At 74.3% G+C, this 17,776-nt stretch carries 13 protein-coding genes; 4 read left to right on the top strand and 9 right to left on the bottom strand.

Features of this window, described 5'->3' with window-relative positions:
* Nucleotides 1–6: 6 nt before the first annotated feature.
* Complete coding sequence (locus KV557_RS26915) at nucleotides 7–1,737, bottom strand: urease subunit alpha (protein WP_218204079.1); 1,731 nt, start codon at nucleotides 1,735–1,737, stop codon at nucleotides 7–9.
* 70 nt (nucleotides 1,738–1,807) lie between these two features.
* Nucleotides 1,808–2,518 carry an urease subunit gamma gene (gene ureA / locus KV557_RS26910; RefSeq protein ID WP_218204078.1) on the bottom strand — a complete coding sequence of 237 codons (711 nt, stop codon included), beginning with the start codon at nucleotides 2,516–2,518 and terminating at the stop codon, nucleotides 1,808–1,810.
* 466 nt (nucleotides 2,519–2,984) lie between these two features.
* Between ureA and KV557_RS26905 the strand changes: the two genes are divergently transcribed.
* Nucleotides 2,985–3,500, top strand: a complete 516-nt coding sequence (locus KV557_RS26905) for an ATP-binding protein (protein WP_218204077.1) — start codon at nucleotides 2,985–2,987, stop codon at nucleotides 3,498–3,500.
* A gap of 388 nt (nucleotides 3,501–3,888) precedes the next feature.
* Nucleotides 3,889–6,111 carry a SpoIIE family protein phosphatase gene (locus tag KV557_RS26900; RefSeq protein ID WP_218204076.1) on the top strand — a complete coding sequence of 741 codons (2,223 nt, stop codon included), beginning with the start codon at nucleotides 3,889–3,891 and terminating at the stop codon, nucleotides 6,109–6,111.
* 13 nt (nucleotides 6,112–6,124) lie between these two features.
* Here KV557_RS26900 and KV557_RS26895 read toward each other — a convergent pair whose 3' ends face one another.
* The 5 genes from KV557_RS26895 to KV557_RS26875 all read right to left on the bottom strand — a co-directional run bounded on the left by KV557_RS26895 (nucleotide 6,125) and on the right by KV557_RS26875 (nucleotide 11,185).
* A complete protein-coding gene (locus KV557_RS26895; RefSeq protein ID WP_218204075.1) occupies nucleotides 6,125–7,165 on the bottom strand; it encodes a DUF2637 domain-containing protein in 1,041 nt (346 codons plus the stop codon).
* A 214-nt stretch (nucleotides 7,166–7,379) separates the two neighbouring features.
* Nucleotides 7,380–8,345: a (2Fe-2S)-binding protein gene (locus KV557_RS26890; protein WP_218204074.1), complete on the bottom strand. Its 966-nt coding sequence runs from the start codon at nucleotides 8,343–8,345 to the stop codon at nucleotides 7,380–7,382.
* 162 nt (nucleotides 8,346–8,507) lie between these two features.
* Nucleotides 8,508–9,350 carry a hypothetical protein gene (locus KV557_RS26885; RefSeq protein ID WP_256177992.1) on the bottom strand — a complete coding sequence of 281 codons (843 nt, stop codon included), beginning with the start codon at nucleotides 9,348–9,350 and terminating at the stop codon, nucleotides 8,508–8,510.
* A 189-nt stretch (nucleotides 9,351–9,539) separates the two neighbouring features.
* Nucleotides 9,540–10,391, bottom strand: coding sequence for a hypothetical protein (locus tag KV557_RS26880; protein ID WP_256177991.1), 852 nt, complete (start codon nucleotides 10,389–10,391; stop codon nucleotides 9,540–9,542).
* Between the two features lie 176 nt (nucleotides 10,392–10,567).
* A complete protein-coding gene (locus tag KV557_RS26875; protein ID WP_218204073.1) occupies nucleotides 10,568–11,185 on the bottom strand; it encodes a nucleotidyltransferase family protein in 618 nt (205 codons plus the stop codon).
* Nucleotides 11,186–11,330: 145 nt separating this feature from the next.
* On the opposite strand from KV557_RS26875, the gene moaA reads away from it, so the two are divergent.
* On the top strand, nucleotides 11,331–12,326 hold the full coding sequence (gene moaA / locus KV557_RS26870) for a GTP 3',8-cyclase MoaA (protein ID WP_218204072.1): 996 nt from the start codon (nucleotides 11,331–11,333) through the stop codon (nucleotides 12,324–12,326).
* A 166-nt stretch (nucleotides 12,327–12,492) separates the two neighbouring features.
* The gene (locus KV557_RS26865; protein WP_218204071.1) at nucleotides 12,493–14,073 is read left to right on the top strand and encodes an alpha/beta hydrolase; all 1,581 of its coding nucleotides are present in this window, start codon (nucleotides 12,493–12,495) and stop codon (nucleotides 14,071–14,073) included.
* Between the two features lie 66 nt (nucleotides 14,074–14,139).
* On the opposite strand, the gene KV557_RS26860 is transcribed toward KV557_RS26865, so the two are convergent.
* Nucleotides 14,140–16,521 carry a glycosyltransferase family 39 protein gene (locus KV557_RS26860; protein ID WP_218204070.1) on the bottom strand — a complete coding sequence of 794 codons (2,382 nt, stop codon included), beginning with the start codon at nucleotides 16,519–16,521 and terminating at the stop codon, nucleotides 14,140–14,142.
* 82 nt (nucleotides 16,522–16,603) lie between these two features.
* On the bottom strand, nucleotides 16,604–17,722 hold the full coding sequence (locus KV557_RS26855) for an alpha/beta hydrolase (RefSeq protein WP_308130086.1): 1,119 nt from the start codon (nucleotides 17,720–17,722) through the stop codon (nucleotides 16,604–16,606).
* Nucleotides 17,723–17,776: the final 54 nt, after the last annotated feature.

The raw sequence follows: 17,776 nt of genomic DNA, 5'->3' as shown, positions 1-17,776 counted from the left end.
GGTGGGTCAGAGGAAGTAGAGGCGGCTGAGCGAGACGCTGTCCGCGGGTTCGGAGCGCAGCGGCGAGCCGTCGAGCGAGACCAGGCCGGTCTCGGTGACCTCGACGTGGCCGATCCTGGCGTTGCGCACCATGTCGCGCGGGCCGATGCCGCGGGTGTTGCGGACGCCGACGCGGCGGCGGCGGGTGGGCAGACCGTCGGCGGGGCGGTCCAGGTAGGCGCCGTCGGCGGCGGCCTGGGCGACGAAGGCGACGGAGATGTCGGCAGCGGTGGCGCCGTGGGCGCCGAACTGCGGCCCCAGGACGAGTGGTTCGCAGCGGTCGGTGGAGGCGTTGGGGTCGCCGACGACTCCGTACGCGGGGAACCCGGCCTTGAGGACGAGCTGCGGCTTGGCGCCGAAGTGGTCGGGGCGCCACAGGACGATGTCGGCGAGCTTGCCGATCTCGATCGAGCCGACCTCGTGCGAAAGGCCGTGGGCGATGGCGGGGTTGATGGTGAGCTTGGCGATGTAGCGCAGCACACGCTCGTTGTCGTCGCCGCTTTCCGTCGTCCCGACAGTGCCTGATCCCTCTGGGCCGTCGAGGGGGCCGAGTTCGGCCTTCATCTTGCCGGCCATGGCGAAGGTGCGGCGTACGGTCTCGCCGGCGCGGCCCATGCCCTGGGCGTCGGAGGAGGTGATGCCGATGACGCCGAGGTCGTGGAGGACGTCCTCGGCGCCCATGGTGCCGGCGCGGATGCGGTCGCGGGCCATGGCGGCGTCGCCGGGCAGGTCGACCTTGAGGTCGTGGGCGGAGACGATCATGCCGAAGTGCTCGCCCAGCGCGTCCCGGCCGAAGGGGAGGGTGGGGTTGGTGGAGGAGCCGATGACGTTCGGCACGCCCGCCATCTTCAGGACGTTGGGGACGTGTCCGCCGCCGCAGCCCTCGATGTGGAAGGCATGGATGGTCCGGCCCTCCAGTACCTTCAGGGTGTCCTCGACCGACAGGCACTCGTTCAACCCGTCGGTGTGCAGGGCGACCTGGACGTCGTACTCGTCGGCGACGCGCAGCGCGGTGTCGAGCGCGCGGGTGTGCGCGCCCATGTCCTCGTGCACCTTGAAGCCGGACGCGCCGCCCTCGGCAAGCGCCTCGACGAGCGGGGCGGCGTCGGAGGACGAACCGCGGCCCAGGAAGCCGATGTTGACCGGCCAGGCGTCGAAGGCGTTGAAGGCGTGGCGCAGCGCCCAGGGCGAGTTGACGCCGACGCCCCAGACCGGGCCGAACTCCTGGCCGATGATCGTGGTGACGCCGGAGGCCAGCGAGGCCTCCATGATCCGCGGCGAGAGCAGGTGGACGTGGGTGTCGATGGCGCCGGCGGTGGCGATCATGCCCTCGCCGGAGACGATCGTGGTGCCGGTGCCGACCACGATGTCCACGCCGTCGAGCGTGTCAGGGTTGCCGGCCCGGCCGATCGAGGCGATCCGGCCGTCGATCAGGCCGATCGAGGTCTTGCGGATGCCCTGGATCGCGTCGATCACCAGCACGTTGCTGATCACGACGTCGCAGGTCTCGCGGACGGCGGCGGCCTTCAGGTGCAGGCCGTCCCGGGCGGTCTTGCCGAAGCCGGCCAGGAACTCCTCGCCGGGCGCCTGCGAGTCGGACTCGACCCGGACGATCAGACCGGAGTCGCCGAGCCGGATCCGGTCGCCGGCGCGGGGGCCGTGGACCGAGATGTAGTCGTGCGGGCTGATTGCGGTCATGCTCCCACCTCGCTTCGCTCGGCGGACCACGCCCGCGTGGCGGCTCCGATCAATTGCTCGCTCCACTCGCTCATGAGGGCACCTCCGCGTCGTCGAAGCTGGTCAGGTAGCCGGTCGCGCGGGCCTTGGCCAGGGCGGCCTCCTTCGCGCCGGGCGCGTCCAGCGGGCCGTCCACGAGCCCCGCGAAGCCGATCGCGACCCGCTCGCCGCCGATCGGCACCAGGCCGACCTCGACGGTGGCGCCCGGGTCGAAGCGCACCGAGGAGCCGGCCAGGACGGCCAGGTGGGTGCCGTAGGCGGCGGCGCGGTCGAAGGCAAGGCGCGGGTTGGCCTCGAAGAAGTGGAAGTGCGAGGTGACCGAGATCGGTACCTCGGAGGTGTTGTGGACGAGGAGCACCACCGTCTCCTCGACCGGGTCGTAGCCGGCGCCTTCGCCGATCAGCGCGCCGCCGGGGGCCTCGTCGCCGAGCGATCCGGCGCCCTTGAACGGGTCGTTGACGACGGCCAGGCGGGTGCCGTCGTCGAACACGGCCTCGACCTGGACGACGGTGACGACGTCCGGCACGCCGGGCAGTACGTCGTCGGCGGTCAGCACGCTGCGCCCGGCCTCGATGGCCTCGGCGAGCCGGAGGCCGTCGCGGGCGGCCTCGCAGACGGTGTCCGCGATCAGGGCGGTGGCCTCGGGGATGTTGAGGCGTACGCCCCGGGCGCGGCGGGCGCGGGCCAGTTCGGCTGCTGTGAAGATCAGCAGCCGGTCCCGCTCGGTGGGGGTCAGTCGCACGGTTCCTCGCTCGCGGTCGCCGGGGAGGGGGTCGTCTCGGGGGGATGTTAGAACGGCGTTCAAACTTCTCGGGCCATTGAACCCGGACCGGGCCGCCCTGTCCAGCGTTGCCGCTCTGCGGTTGTTCGGCTCGCCGGGCGGGCGTGGGGGTGAGGGCAAGGGGGGCGGGGGCGAGAGGAGGAGGGGGAGCCCGGGGGTGAGAAGGAGGTGGTTCCGCGCGCCGGGTGTGCGCGGGATCGGGAGGGGGCGGGCTCGAAAACAGGCTCTGCGCATCGCAAACCTGTCCGGCGCGGGCAGTTGGATCACGTGAACCTCCCCGTGCCCCTTTCACCCCACGTGATCGGACGCACACTGTTGCAAACGCCGCCAACTGGGCATGAGGATGGGTGGTCAGAACGAGGAGGGCCACCCGGCCGGCGGGGGATCCGGAGGCGGGGGGCCCGGATTGAGGGCGGGGGCAGTCTTGATGGACGGTCAGTCGCGATTCCCGCGGCAGCGGACGGGTTCGGGGGATGCCTATCGGTCCGGGCCGGCCCAGGGTGCGCCCGGCACCACGGGGACCGCCCTGCCGGGCGCCGTCGCCCCCGGCTGTGCGCTCCACCGCAGACTCCACCTGACGCTCGACCCGGCCGATCTGGTCGCGGTCGGTGCGGTCCGGCGACGGCTGCGCACGGCGCTGAGCCACTGGGGGGTGCCGGAGCTGTCGGACACCGCCGAGCTGCTCTCCTCCGAGCTGGTGACGAACGCGCTGCTGCACACCGGCAAGGGCGCGGTGTTCGACGCGGTGCTCGGCACGGACCACCGGCTGCGGATCGAGGTGCAGGACGGTGCGACCCGCCTGCCCGGCCGCCGGCGGGATCCGGACGCCGAGTACGCCACCTCGGGCCGCGGCCTGATGCTGGTGGAGGCGCTCGCGGACGCGTGGGGCGTCCAGCTGCGCGGCGACGGCAAGGTCACCTGGTTCGAGCTGACGCTGCCGTAGCAGGGCGGCAAGCGGATCCGCGCCAAGGCCGCGCCAGAACCGCGCCAGGGCAAGGTCCTTCGGAAACGATTCATTCGCCCTCGAAGGACGCCCTGAACAGAAGGCGGAGCGAAAGATTTCCGGCCCGTTACCATTGCCGCTCGGCCGAACATTGGCCAGGATGGTGGGAATGTGTGTCCACGTGCGGAGAGCAGCGGGGAGACGGTACCTCGACTGACCGCCGCAGGTCGGCACCGCCCGATCCAGCACCACCCATCACATCGCCACGCGGTCCGGCCGGTCGGTCGGCGCGGTCCGCCACGGCAGCGGCAGGAGCAGCATGCCCACTGAGTCCGAGTCGCCGGGGCCGGCGCTTCCTGCCGGTGCGTCCACGACCGAACAGCCCCCCGTGACAGCCCCCGCCGGTTCCACGGCCGCGGGGACGGGCCGGCCGAAGCCGCCCGCGCAGGCGGCGCGCCGCCACTCACTGCGGACCGCGCCCGGGCTGGCCGCGGGCCGGCTGGCGCCGGTGCTGTCCGGCGGGCTCCCGGCCGCCTCCGGGGACTCCGTGCCGGACTGGCTGGAGCCCGCGATGGCCGCCAACGGCATCGGCTCCTTCGACTGGGACATCCGCCGCGACGTGCTGGAGGGCGACCGGCGGGCCTGCACGATCATCGGCCTGGACGTCATGGACAAGGGCCGCTTCGACCGCACCGCCGCCTCCTTCCTGGCCCTGCTGCATCCCGAGGACGCGCCGGTGGTGCGCCGCCGGGTCGAGCGGGCGGTGGCCGAGCTGGGCCAGTGCGGCGCGTACTACCGCACGGTCGGGCCGAACGGCACCATGCGCGCCGTGCGCTTCCGCGGCCGGGTGCTCGCGGACGCGTTCGGGCGCGCCTCCCGGATGGTCGGCTTCGTCTGGGACGCCACCGTCGAGCTGCACAAGCGCGACCGCGCCGACCGGCTCGCCCTGCTGCGCGAGGAGCGCTCCCGGTTCATCAAGGAGGCCGCCCGCGCCCTCTCCGAGGCGGTCACCGTCCGTGACGTCGCCCGGGTCTTCACCGAGCTGCCGCTGCCCGGCCTGCCGCCGGACGGCCTGGTGCTGGCCGCCTTCGAGGCCGGCCGGGCGCGGATCCTCGGCGCCTCCGGCTACCGTCCCGGCGCGCTCTCCATCTGGGACCGCACGCTGCTGCCGGCCGGCCACCCCGCCGCCGAGGCGCTGAAGCACCGGGCGCCGGTCTTCATCTCCACCCGCGACGAGTACCGCGCCGGCTACCCCGACGTGTGGGAGCCGACCAGCCGCAACGGCCGCGGCTCCTGGGCGTACCTGCCGCTGGTGGCCAGCGGCCGGGCGATCGGCGTCTGCGTGGTCAGCTTCGACGACGAGCGCGAGCTGGACGCCGACGAGCGCACCCTGCTGACGACCCTGGGCGGCCTGGTCGCCCAGTCGCTGGCCCGGGCCCGGCTGCACGACGCCGAGCACGAGCTGGCGGCCGGGCTGCAGCGGGTGATGCTGCCGCGCACGGTGCCGTCCGTGCCGGGCGTCACCACGGCCGTCCGCTACCTGGCGGCCGGCTCCGGCCTGCAGATCGGCGGCGACTGGTACGACGTGGTGCCGCTGCCCGGCGGGCACGTCGGCCTGGTGATCGGCGACGTCCAGGGCCACGACGTGCACGCCGCCGGGATCATGGGCCAGCTGCGGATCGCGCTGCGCGCCTACGCGGCCGAGGGACACCCGCCGGCCGCCGTGATGGCCCGCGCCTCCCGTTTCCTCGCCGACCTGGACACCGACCACTTCGCGACCTGCGCCTACGCCGAGGTCAACGTGGACTACGGCGTGGTCTACGCGGTCCGGGCCGGCCACCTCGACCCGGTGGTCCGCCGCTCGGACGGCACCGCCACCACCGTGCCGGTGGCCGGCGGCCTGCCGCTCGGCATCGACCCGGACCAGGAGTACCGGGTCACCCGGTTCAGCCTGGACCCGGGCGAGACGGTCCTGCTCTGTACGGACGGGCTGGTCGAGGCCCGCGGCATGGACCTGGACGACGGCATCGCCCGGCTGACCCGGGCGCTCGCCGAGCCGCTGCCGCCCGCCGACGAGGCCGCCCGCGACCCGCTGGAGGACCTGGCCGACCGGATCGCCTCCCAGGCCGCCGACTCCAGCGAGCGCGAGGACGACATAGCGCTGCTGCTCCTGCGCTGGGACGGCCCGGCCGGCGGCCTGGCCGCCCAGCAGCTGCGCCGCCGGATCGGCCAGGCCGACCTGGCCCGCATCTCCGAGGTGCGGGCCGAGCTGCGCGACGCGCTGCGCCGCTGGGGCGTCGCCGAGTTCATCGACACCGCCGAACTGCTCTCCTCGGAGCTGGTCACCAACGCCATCCGGCACACCGACCGGGACGCCATGTTCACCGCCCGGCTCTACCGGGAGCCGGCCTCCGACGGTGGCCGGGCCCGGCTGCGGGTCGAGGTGGAGGACGAGTCGGACCTCTGGCCGACCCGCCGGACGCCGGGGGAGCAGGCCTCCTCCGGGCGCGGGCTGATGCTGGTGGAGGCGCTGGCGGACGCCTGGGGGGTGGAGCCGCGCGGTTCCGGCAAGCGGATGTGGTTCGAGCTCAGCGGGACGGCCGCGGCCTGAGCGGCCGAAGGGCTCAGCCGAACTGCTGCTCCAGGTCCTTCAGTTTGCGCTCCAGCGAGTCCAGCCGGGGCAGTGTCACGGTGTCGTCGTCGAGCGTCAGGTCGATGGTGCGCCGCTCCGGACGGGCCGGGAGGCCCGGCTGGACCACGGCGCCCTCGGCGGCGACGCCCTCGACCCCGCGCGCTCCGGCGGGCCGCTCCGCCCCGGGCCCGCCGGCTATGGCGGGCTCCGATCCGGACTCCAACTGACGGGCGCTGCCGCCTCGTTGGCGCCAGGTGCCGTTGCTGCGGCTGATCGCCCGGATCTCCGCCCGCTCGCGCCGCCCGGCCAGCCTGCGGCGCTCCCTCTCCGCGGTCTTCTCCCGTTTGTCCTCGCGGACCTCGTCCACCGCCTCGTCGAGGCTGCGCACGCCCTCCAGGAGCATCAGCGACCAGGCCGCATAGGTCTCGCGCGGCGCGCGAAGCCAGCGGACGATGCGGATCTGCGGCAGCGGCCGGGGGACGAGTCCCTGCTCGCGCAGGGCGGCCCGGCGGGTCTGCTTGAGCGCGCGGTCGAACAACACGGCCGCGGAGAGGGACATCCCGGCGAAGAACTGCGGGGCGCCGGCGTGGCCGAAGCCGCGCGGGGCGTGTACCCAGTTGAACCAGGCAGAGGCCCCGGCGAACAGCCAGACCAGCAGCCGCGAGCCGAGGGCGGCGTCGCCGTGGCTGGCCTCGCGGACGGCGAGCACCGAGCAGAACATCGCCGCGCCGTCGAGCCCGAACGGCACCAGGTACTCCCAGCCGCCGGAGAGGTTGAGGTTCTGCACCCCGAAGCCGACCAGCCCGTGGAAGGAGAGCGCGGCGGCGACGGCGGCGCAGCAGAACAGCAGCACGTACGAGGCGCCGCCGTACAGGGATTCCTTGTTGCGGCGCCGTTCCTCGGAACGCTCCCAGGAATCCGTGCCGCCGGCGGCGGATCCCCGGCTCCGGGCCAGGGCCACCAGGAGTGCGCTGACCAGCAGCCCTAAACCTCCGGTGACGGCCCAGCCGAGCGGTATGTCGGACAATTTCATCGCCGGAACCAGCCTCGCTTTCCTGCGTCGCGTTCCTGCGTCGTGATGGCGGGGACCATCATGACGGATGCTCGGCGGGGGAATGGCTGATTCGCCGTCAATGCGCTGAGTAGAGGGATTTCTTCCCCCTTGCAAATCGCATCGTCGTATGAATTCGAAGCGGACTATTCCCGGAATTCCGGGCTTTCCGGATTCTTTCTCGCACGTGCTTTCGTCAACTTCGCGTGACGCGGGGGCAGCCGCCGCACATGTCCGCGGGCTCCGCGGTGTAGACGAGGCAACAGCTGGCCCGGGCCCGGTCGGTACCCGAAGCACCACCGCGGCCGACCGCCGTCGCGGTGAAACCGGCACCCGGCGTGAAGGGGGCCGGAGCGGGGGCGGGCGCGTCGGCCACGCCCGGCGCGTACGCCGGTGCGGCGGGCTCCAGCAGGGCGGACAGCTCGGCCTGCACCCGCTCCTCCTCGCCGAGCAGCCCGCCGACGTACCAGAGCCCTTCGACCGCCGCGTCGGTGGCCATCGCCCACAGCACTCGCGGCCCGCGCCGCACCTCCGGGCGGAACGCGGCCAGCGCCGGGGCCAGGAACTCGCTCAGCGCGGACCGGAGTTCGGCGGCCAGCGCGGCCTCGTCCGGCACCGTCCGGGCCTGCGGCAGCCTCGCGGCCGGGTCGTCCGGCAGGCAGGCGAACGCGCCCGGACGGACCGTCACCTCGCCGGTGCGGCGGCGCAGCGCGACGTCCTCGGCAGAGAGCAGCGGGACGCGCCGCTCCAGGAACCACGGCACCGTGAACAGCAGGGCGACCGGCCAGACGAAGCGGTGCAGGCCGAAGCCGGCCGCCACGTCCGGGCGCAGCGGCCGCCCGTAGCGGGCCAGGCCCTGCCGGGCGTCGTGGGCGATCAGGTCGCGCACCGCCTCGGGCCGGGCGGCCAGGTCGGCGGCGGGGATCCAGCCGCGGCCGCGCCGGGGTGGGGCGCAGCGCACCCGCAGGACCGGGGCGAGGGTGTCGAGCCGGTGGTACGAGGTGGTGCAGGGGGCAGCGCAGGGGGTGGTGGCGTCCGGCGCGGGGCTGACGGCGTGCGCCTCGGTGGTGCACGCCTCGGCGGTGCGCGGGGAGCGCGGCGCGGGGCCGGTCCGGGTGCTGCTCGCGGTCGTGCCGCTCGCGGTGACGCTGCTTCCGGTCATGGGGCCCCATCGGGTCGACCGGGGGCCGCCGGCGGGCAGCCCGGCCGCGCCCGGCCGGGGCGGAGTCCGGCGAGGCCCGGCCGGACCTGGGCGTGGCGGAGCCCGGGAACGGCAAGGCGACCCGGCCGGGGCGCTGCTCACCCCGGCCAGGTTAGGCTCACCTTAGCTGATGATTCCCCGGGTCTCGCGTCCGATGCGTCCGTCCGGGGGAGGCGCCGGAGCGCGGACCGCGCCCAGCTGGCGCGCGAGCCACACCGGCACGCCTCCCAGAGCCTGCACGAGCCGGGCCGCCTCCGCACGCAGCCGCGCCGCCTCGGCCGGCTCGGACACCTCCGCCAGCGCGGCCAGCGCCGGTGCCACCCCCACCGTGAAGCCGAGTTGCTCGCGCAGCCGCAGCGAGGCGTCGAAGCCCTCGCGCGCGTGGCCGCGGTCCCCGTGCGACAGCGCCAGCGCGGCCAAGTGCCGCCAGGTGTACGAGCGCAGCAGCTCGTCCCCGCGCTCGCCGGCGCCGTCGTGCGCCCGGCGGTAGGCGATCCAGGCGGCGCTGCGGTCCCGCAGCAGGTTCTCCGCGACCAGCCCGCGCCGGAAGTCCAGCAGCGGACGGCCGGGGGCGTCCGGCGGCAGCAGCGCCGAGGTGCGGCCGAACGCCGCCTGCGCCTCGTCCAGCCGGTCCCGCGGGCCGATCACGCTGGCCAGGTAGGCCAGGAAGCCGCGGGCGCAGGCGGCGGAGGCACGCTGCTCGGTGCTGGCCACCACGGCCTCGGCGAACCGCAGCGCCTGCTCCGCCTGGGTCCAGTGCGCGGCGGTGAACAGGCACTGCTCGATGAGGAGTTCGGCCCGGCCGAGGGCCACCGTCGGGTCGTGCTCGGCGGCCGGGCGCAGCAGTTCGGCGGCCTCCTGCCAGCAGGCCCGGGACCGCAGCCGCCACACGGTGTCCCCCGGCTCCTCCGGCGCCGCCCGCCCCCGCGCGTCGGGGCTGCTCGGGCCCCATCCGTGCTCTGACAACGCCACCTCCTTGTGTGCGCCATCCAGCAAGGGCACGGACTAGCGGCCGTCGGTACCCGCATGCATGCCGACGGCAGAGCAAAAGCCCGCGCTGTGGCGGCAATTCAACACGGGGGTGAGCTTGTGCACCAGATCACGAGCGCAGGTTGTTGCGTTCGCGGAGGAATTGATCTAGTGGGGCACGAGCGGTCAGGACGTCCAGCCGGTCTCCATCAGCGCCTCGGCGGCGCCGTTCGCGGGCTGCGGGACGCCCGCCAGGTCCAGGCTGAACAGGGCGACCAGCAGCTGCTCGCCGCGCACGGTGGCCTGGTGGGAGTAGCCGGCCAGGGTGAACATCGCGGCGGCCATCTCCTCGGCGTGCAGGGTCTGCAGCCACAGGCACTCCACCGACTTCACGTCGGCAGGCTCGGTCCAGGTGTCCACCTGGGCGACCATCCGGCTGCCCAGCAGGGTGACGCCGTCGCGCTCCTGGGCCTCCGTCAGCTCCAGGTCGTCGAAGCCCAGCCACTCCAGGTAGCGGGCGGCGGTGAACACCGCGTCCTGCGAGGTGCGCACCGGGTGCGGGCGGAACGGCGCGCGGTGGCGGAAGGGCTTGGCCTGGCTGCCGCTGCCGCCGGGCGGGGCGGGCACCGGCGCGCCCATCGGGTGGGCCGGGTGGGGGCGGGTGGGCTGCGGGCCTGCGGTGCCGAGCGGTCCTGCGGTGCCGCTGCCGAGGCGGGTGGTGCGGTCGACCGGGAGGCGGACGGTGGCGCCGCAGTTGCAGGTGAACTCGGGCTGCGGCCACTGGTCGGAGCGGCCGCAGTGCGGGCATCGCATGCTCAGCCAGGAGTCCTCCCAGGAGCGGAACCGCACCTGCACCGGCACCCCGCCGCGCAGCAGCGGCACCTTCAGCGAGGCGCCGCAGGGGCAGGGCAGCGACGGCGGTTCGTACAGGTGCTCGCGGCGGCAGGCGGGGCAGCGGATCGCCCGGGCGCCACCGCCCGTCCCCGGCCCGTGACGCGCGGGGTCGTGTCCGGTGAAGTCGTCGGGCAGTCCGGCCATCGCGGGCTCCGTCCGTTCGAGTCGGGTGGAAGGACGCCTCCCATGCTCCACGAAACCTCGGGCGCTTGGCGCGGAATGGGGCAATCCTCAGGGACAGATCAGGGGTATGCACCCGGTCGGTGCCCGCACGGGACGATCCGGACACCCGCACGAACGTCCGGGCGGTCGGCGGTGGGTCAATTCGCCGACCAGCGGGCCAGGTCGGCGGGGGTGTCGAGGTCGTCCGGGATGGCGACATCGGCGCACTCGACCAGCGCGATCTCGTCGGCGTGCGCCGTCAGCAGGGCGCGCGCGCCCGCGTCGCCCGTCGCGCCCGCCGCGGCCTCCGCGAAGTGCCGGGCGCCGATCAGCACCGGGTGCCCGCGCCGCCCGCCGTACGCGGCCGCGGCGAGCTCGGCGCCCGCCCGGTGCGCGGCCACCAGCCGGGCCACCGCGGCCGGGGTGACGCCCGGGGTGTCCACGAGCATCACCAGCACCGCGGACACCCCCGACGGCAGCGCGGCCAGCCCGGCCTGCAGCGAGGAGCCCATGCCGCCCGCCCAGTCCGGGTTGGTGACCAGCCGGCAGCCCGGCAGGTGCGCGGTGGACCGGACCCGCTCGGCCTCGGCGCCCAGCACCACCGTCACGTCCGGGCAGCCGCCGGCCCGGACGACGGCCACCGCGTGCTCGACCAGCGGCCGGCCCTCGTACCGGATCAGCGCCTTGGGCCGCCCGCCGAGCCGCCGGCCGCCCCCGGCGGCGAGCACCAGGGCGGCGACAGGCGGGCCTGCGGCCGGATGCGAGGTGTTCTGCATGGGCCCAGCCTGCCCGCCCACCGCGCCGGCGCGCACCGTGGGAACCAACAGTTGTACGAATGCACAAGGCGAACATGCAGGTGGCAGCAGCTCCCCGGCGGTTCGGCCGCTGGTGGTCCGGCCCGCTTGCCCCTGTACTTGGCAGATGAACACCGCACCGCGCCCGCTGTCGGACCGCTTCGGCAGGGTCCACACCGACCTGCGGGTCTCGCTCACCGACCGCTGCAACCTGCGCTGCACCTACTGCATGCCGGCCGAGGGCCTCAACTGGCTGCCCAAGGCCGAGGTGCTGGGCGACGACGAGGTGGTCCGGCTGGTGCGGATCGCCGTCGAGCGGCTGGGCATCGCCTCGGTCCGGCTGACCGGCGGCGAGCCGCTGCTGCGCCGCGGGCTGACGGACCTGGTCGGACGGATCACCGCGCTCGGCCCGGAGGTCTCGCTCACCACCAACGGCATCGGGCTGGCCCGCACCGCCGTCGCGCTGCGCGAGGCGGGCCTGCACCGGGTGAACGTCAGCCTGGACACCCTGCGGCCGGAGCGGTACGCCGCACTCACCCGCCGGGACCGGATCGCCGACGTGTTCGCGGGCCTCGCCGCCGCGCAGGCCGCCGGGCTCGCGCCGGTGAAGGTCAACGCCGTCCCGGTGCGCGGGGTCAACGACGACGAGATCGTCGAGCTGGCCGAGTTCGCCGCCGCGCACGGGTACCGGATGCGGTACATCGAGTCCATGCCGCTGGACGCGCAGGGCGCCTGGGACCGCTCGACGATGGTCACCGCGGCCGAGATCCTCGCCGTGCTCGGCGAGCGTTTCGCCCTCGTCCCGGTGGGGCGGCACGGCAACGCCCCGGCCGAGGAGTGGCGGATCGCCGGCACCGACACCGTGATCGGCGTGATCGCCTCCGTCACCCGCCCGTTCTGCGGTGGCTGCGACCGGGTCCGCCTCACCGCCGACGGTCAGTTGCGCAACTGCCTGTTCGCCACGGAGGAGTCCGACCTGCGCGCCCTGCTGCGCGGCGAGGCCGACGACGACCGGATCGAGGCCGCGTGGCGGGCGACGATCGCGCGCAAGGGCCCCGGGCACGCCATCGACTCCGCGGATTTCGTCCGGCCCGACCGTCCGATGTCGGCGATCGGGGGGTAGCGGGTTCTCACGGTGTGAGCGGGTGTGAGCTTCGACATGGTCTTGGCGAGAAGGCCGTGCTCCAGCAGTGCGGCGGCTGACGAATCGTTCCACCCGCTCCCTTGGCCGGCCTTCTCCTGGTGTGACCAGGACCGGTCGCGGGTGGTATTCGTGGGCGGTGGACTCCATGATCCCCCGGTTCCCGCGGCGTGCCCTGCCCGTCCTCGCCGCTGCCCTCGCCGTCGCGCTGCCGGCCGGCTGCACCGGCCCGAGCGGCGCGGGCGGCGCGGCCGGGGCCGACGGCGACGCCTCGCGCCCGCCGATCGCGGACCGGGTCTCCGCCACCGCCTCCCCGGCCTTGCGCGCCCTCTACGACCAGCGGATCAACTGGACGCCCTGCGCGGACGACGGCAACGCCGACCCGGACGAACCGGCCGTCCGGTGCGCCACCCTCAAGGTCCCGCTGGACTACGCCGACCCCGGCGGCGAGACCGTCGACGTCGCCCTCGCCCGGATGCCCGCCGCCGACCCCGGGCGCCGGATCGGCTCCCTCCTGCTCAACCCCGGCGGGCCCGGCAACTCCGGTGTCGGCATGGTCCAGTGGGGCTGGAAGAACTACGAGGGCCCGCTGCACGACCGCTACGACCTGGTCGGCTTCGACCCGCGCGGCGCCGGCCGCACCACGCCCGTCAGCTGCCTCGACGACCGCACCCGCGACGAGTGGACCAGCACCGACGACCCGGCCTACGACCACGGCCGGATCCTCGCCGACGCCTGCCGGGCCAAGGCCGCCCGGCTGCTGCCGTACGTCGGCACCCGCAACACCGCGCGCGACCTCGACGTGCTGCGCGGCGCCCTCGGCGACCGCAAACTCGCCTTCCTCGGCCTCTCCTACGGCACCTACCTCGGCGCCCTCTACGCCGAGGAGTTTCCCGACCGCACCGGGCGGCTCGTCCTCGACGGCGCCGTCGAGCGCAGCACCGACCTGCTCCACCTCAACGGCGAACAGGCCGCCGCCACCGAGACCGAGTTCCGGGCGTTCGCCGCCGACTGCGCCGGCGCCGAGGACGGCTGCCCGCTCGGCACCGACCCGGCCGCTGCCCCGCAGCGGCTCGCCGACTTCCTCGACGGGCTCAAGGACCACCCCCTGCGGGCCTCCGGCGGACGGCTGCTCACCGCGACCCTCGGCTGGAACGGCGCGCTCAACGTCCTCTACGACGGCCACCGTTCGTGGGAGCGGCTGCGGACGGCGCTCGAACCGGCGATGACGCGCGGCGACGCCGACGAACTGCTCAAGCTCGCCGACGCCGCCAACGGCCGCGACGAGGAAGGCCACTTCGAGACGCCCGCCGACGCGTACGCCGCCATCCACTGCGCGGACGCCCCGCTGGCGCCCACCGACGCGGACCTGCGCGCGGCTCTCGCCGACCTCGCGGTCCGGGCCCCGCTGGTCGGCAGGCACGACACCCGGGCCACCCTGCTCGACCCGGACTGCCGCCCCTGGCCGTTCCGTTCGCCCGAGCAGCCGCACACGGTGAAGGCCCCGGGCAGCGCCCCGATCCTGGTCGTCGGCTCGACCGGCGACCCGGTCACGCCGTACCCGTGGGCGCAGCGGATGGCTGCCGGCCTGGAGCACGGCGTGCTGCTCACCCGGGAGGGGGACGGGCACACGGCGTACGACAAGAGCGGCTGCGTGCGGTCTGCGGTCACGGCGTTTCTTGTGGACGGCAAGCTGCCCGGGGCCGGGACGCACTGCCCGTCCGACTGAGCGGGCGTACCGGCAACGCCGAGGGGGCGTACCGCGCGATCGCGGTACGCCCCCTCGGCGTCGGGGTCAGGACGTCGGGGCCGTCAGGTCGTAGAACGTGGCCGAGCCGACCGTCTTCGCGGTGAAGTGGCTGGTCACCCACGCCTCGATCTGGGCGGTCTCGGACTGCTGCTTGTCGTCGGCGCTGTTGCCGCCCGCGCTGCCCGCGCCGCCCGCGCCGCCGCCGAAGGCGCGGTGGGCGCCGCCGGCGATGTACCAGTGCACCTTGCCCTCCTGCACGTCCTGCTGGAAGCCGCTCAGGCTCAGCGATGGGTCGGTGCCGTTGAAGCCGCCGAGGGCCATCACCGGCTTGCCGGTGGCGAGTTGGTAGCTCGCGGCGTTCTGCGAGCCGGTGGTCGCGGCGGCCCAGGTGTAGTGGTCGGCGTTCTCCTTGAGCAGGGCCGCGGCCTCGTCGCTCACCTTGGTGCCGCCGAGCAGGCCGCCCATGCCACCGGGGCCCATGCCCTCGGGGTCCATCGCGCCGGGGCCGGCGGTGGTGCCGCGCTCGTGGCGCCCGTTCGTCCCGTCGGAGCCGCCGCCCGGGAACCCACCCGGGAAACCGCCGTTGAAGCCGCCGGGCCGGCCCTGGCCGCCGTTCTGCCCGTGCGGGGCCTGGCCGCCGGGGAAGCCGCCGGGGAAGCCCTGGCCGCCCTTGCCCCCCGGCGTGAAGACCCGGCCGTTGTCCGCGAACCCCTGCGCGCCGTGCCGTCCGCCGCCCGGGCCGAACGCGCCCTTGACCGACGGCCCGGCCGTGATGATCGAGCCGTTGTGCGCGGTGTTCACGGTGTCCACCGCGTACGCCGCCGGACCGCCGAACGCCGCCGCGAGTCCCAGCAGGCCCGCCACCGAGGCGATCCGCGCGCCGACCCGTCCGGAGACCTTCCCCGCGAACTGCCCGGCCACCAGCGCGGCCGCCGCCGCCAGTCCGCCGGCCAGCACCGCCCAGCGCAGCCACGGCAGGAAGTCCGAGCTGCGCCCGAGCAGGACGAACGCCCACACCGCCGTCACCGCGAGCGTGCCCGCCAGCACCAGCGCGTACGGCAGCCGGTGCCGCGCCCGCCACAGCCCGTCCACGCCCATGCCGACCAGCGCCGCGACGGCCGGCGCGAGCGCCACCGTGTAGTACTGGTGGAAGATCCCGGACATGAAGCTGAAGATCAGCGCGGTGGAGATCAGCCACCCGCCCCAGACCAGGAACGCCGCGCGGGCGGTGTCGGTGCGGGCGTAGCGGCGGGTCGCCCAGAGGCCGACCAGCAGCAGGATCAGCGCGGCCGGCATCAGCCAGGCGATCTGCCCGCCGATGTCGCTGCCGAACAGCCGGGTGATGCCGGTCTGGCCCCAGCCCCGGTTGTGCATCGCGCCGGCCGGCAGGTCGAGCCCGGCCGGGAGCCGGCCGCCGCCGCCCACGCTGCCGCGCTCGTTGCCGTTGACCCGGCCGAGGCCGTTGTAGCCGAAGGTGAGCGAGAGGAAGCTGTCGTCCTGCGAGCCGCCGACGTACGGGCGGGCCGAGGCGGGCAGCAGTTCGACGACCGCCACCCACCAGCCGCCCGCGACCACCACGGCCACGCCCGCGAGCAGCACCTGCCGCACCCGCCGCCAGAAGCCGGTGGGCGCCACGACGAGGTAGACCACGGCGAAGGCGGGCAGGATCAGGAAGGCCGCCAGGGTCTTGGTGAGAAAGGCGAACCCGAACATCGCGCCGGTGAACAGCAGCCACCGGGTGCTCGCCGTCTCGATCGCGCGCACCAGCCCGTACACGGTCAGGGTGAGCAGCAGCACCAGCAGCGCGTCCGGGTTGTTGAAGCGGAACATCAGCGCCGCCACCGGGGTGAGCGCCAGCGCGGCGCCGGCCAGCAGTCCGCCGAGCGGGGAGAACCGGCGGCGCACCGTCGCGTACAGGACGCCGACGGTGGCGGCGCCCATGAGGGCCTGCGGGGCGAGGAGGGACCACGACGAGAGGCCGAAGATCCGCGCCGAGAGGGCCATCGGCCACAGCGACATCGGGGGCTTGTCGACCGTGATGAAGTTCCCGGCGTCCGAGGAGCCGAAGAAGAAGGCCTTCCAGCTCTGGGTGCCCGCCTGGACGGCCGCCGAGTAGAAGGCGTTGGCCCAGCCGGAGGCGCTGAGGCCCCAGAGGTAGAGGACGGCCGTGGCGGCCAGCAGGCCGAGCAGGGCCGGGCGCACCCAGCGAGGGTCATCGGCCCGGCCGCGCCAGGCGCGGGCCGGGAGGGTGCGCAGCCGGCCGGACCAGGAGGCCAAGCCTTTGGGTCCGGCCGGCGGCAGGGGCTGCTCGGGGAAGAGCGGCGCCGGGTCCGGGGCGGGGGCCGGCTGCGGCACCTCCGGCGGCGGGAAGTTCGCGGCCTCCGGCCACGGTTCGCCGGCCGGAGGGGAGTAGCTGGTCGTGGTCATGCGCCATACGCTGCGTGGCGCGCCTGAGAGAACCGTGAGACGGGGCTGTGAGGTGGGTGTGATCTGGTCTTCTGGGACGGGTTCAGGCGGACGGCGGCATGACCAGGTGCTTGCCCAGCCACTCCAGGGCCGGGGGGATCTCCCGGGTCCAGGTGTGGAAGTTGTGGCCGCCGGTGTCGAGGGTGATGGTGGAGAGCTTGGTCGGGGCCTTGAACGCGCCCACCATGGCCTGGGTGCCGTCGTAGTTGTTCTCGTCGTAGCTGGTGGCGAGCAGGAGGGAGACGGGTGCGGCCGGCTTGTTCTTCAGCCGCCAGACCAGGTCGTTCTCCTGCTTGAGCTGGGCGTTGCTGCTGAAGAGGTCGCCGGTGGTCTCGTCGATCGGCGCGGTGTAGTAGCCGGAGAGGGAGACCGCGGCGCGGTAGGCGTCGGGCTTGCGCAGGGCGAACTTGAGCGCGCAGTAGCCGCCGGTGGAGTTGCCGATCACGGCGCGGCTGGCCGGGTCGGAGCCGATCCGGTAGGTGGTGGCGAGGGCCTTGGGCAGGTCGCTGGTGAAGAAGGTCTCGACCTGCGGGCCGTTCGGGATGTCCATGCACTCGGTGTCGCGGTTACCGGACAGCGTCGGGCGCATCAGGACCAGGACGGTCGGCGGCAGCTTCTTCTGCTCGATCGCGGCGAGGGTGGAGGCCGGGTACTGCATGAGCGAGATCAGCTTCTCGGACGAGCCCGGGTAGCCGGCCAGCACCAGGGCCATCGGAAACTGCTGCTTGGCGTAGTCCGGCTGGAAGTACTGCGGGGGCAGGTAGACGTAGGCGTCGCTGGTCAGGCCGCTGGCGGCTCCTTTGACGGCGACCTGCTGGATCAGCCCGGAGCGCTCCGGCTCGGAGCCCTGGGCGGAGTACATCTTCTGCTCGCCGGTGACGGCGACGGCGGCGTTCGGCATGCGGTCGACGACCGTGCCGGGCTTGCCGTTGGTGCCGAGCAGGTCGCTCCAGGAGCTGTAGAAGCCGAAGTAGCCGTTGGCGATCAGGCCCATGGCGACCAGCACGGCGATCTGGGTGGCGAGGAAGGCGCCGACCCGGCCGAGCCAGGACTTCCAGCCCTTACCGCCGAATCGCGGCCAGAGCCACATGGTGGCGGCGAAGACGGCGATCGCGACGACCGACGTGACGATCTGGAGGGGGAGGCCGGTGAGACTGAGCACGAGCCCGATCTTAGGTGACCGGCGCGGGCTCTCCGTGCGCCCCTTCCGCGCTAC

The sequence above is a fragment of the Kitasatospora aureofaciens genome (assembly GCF_019192735.1).
Classification (GTDB): Bacteria; Actinomycetota; Actinomycetes; order Streptomycetales; family Streptomycetaceae; genus Kitasatospora; species Kitasatospora aureofaciens_A.
This window is presented reverse-complemented; position numbering and strand designations above follow the sequence as displayed.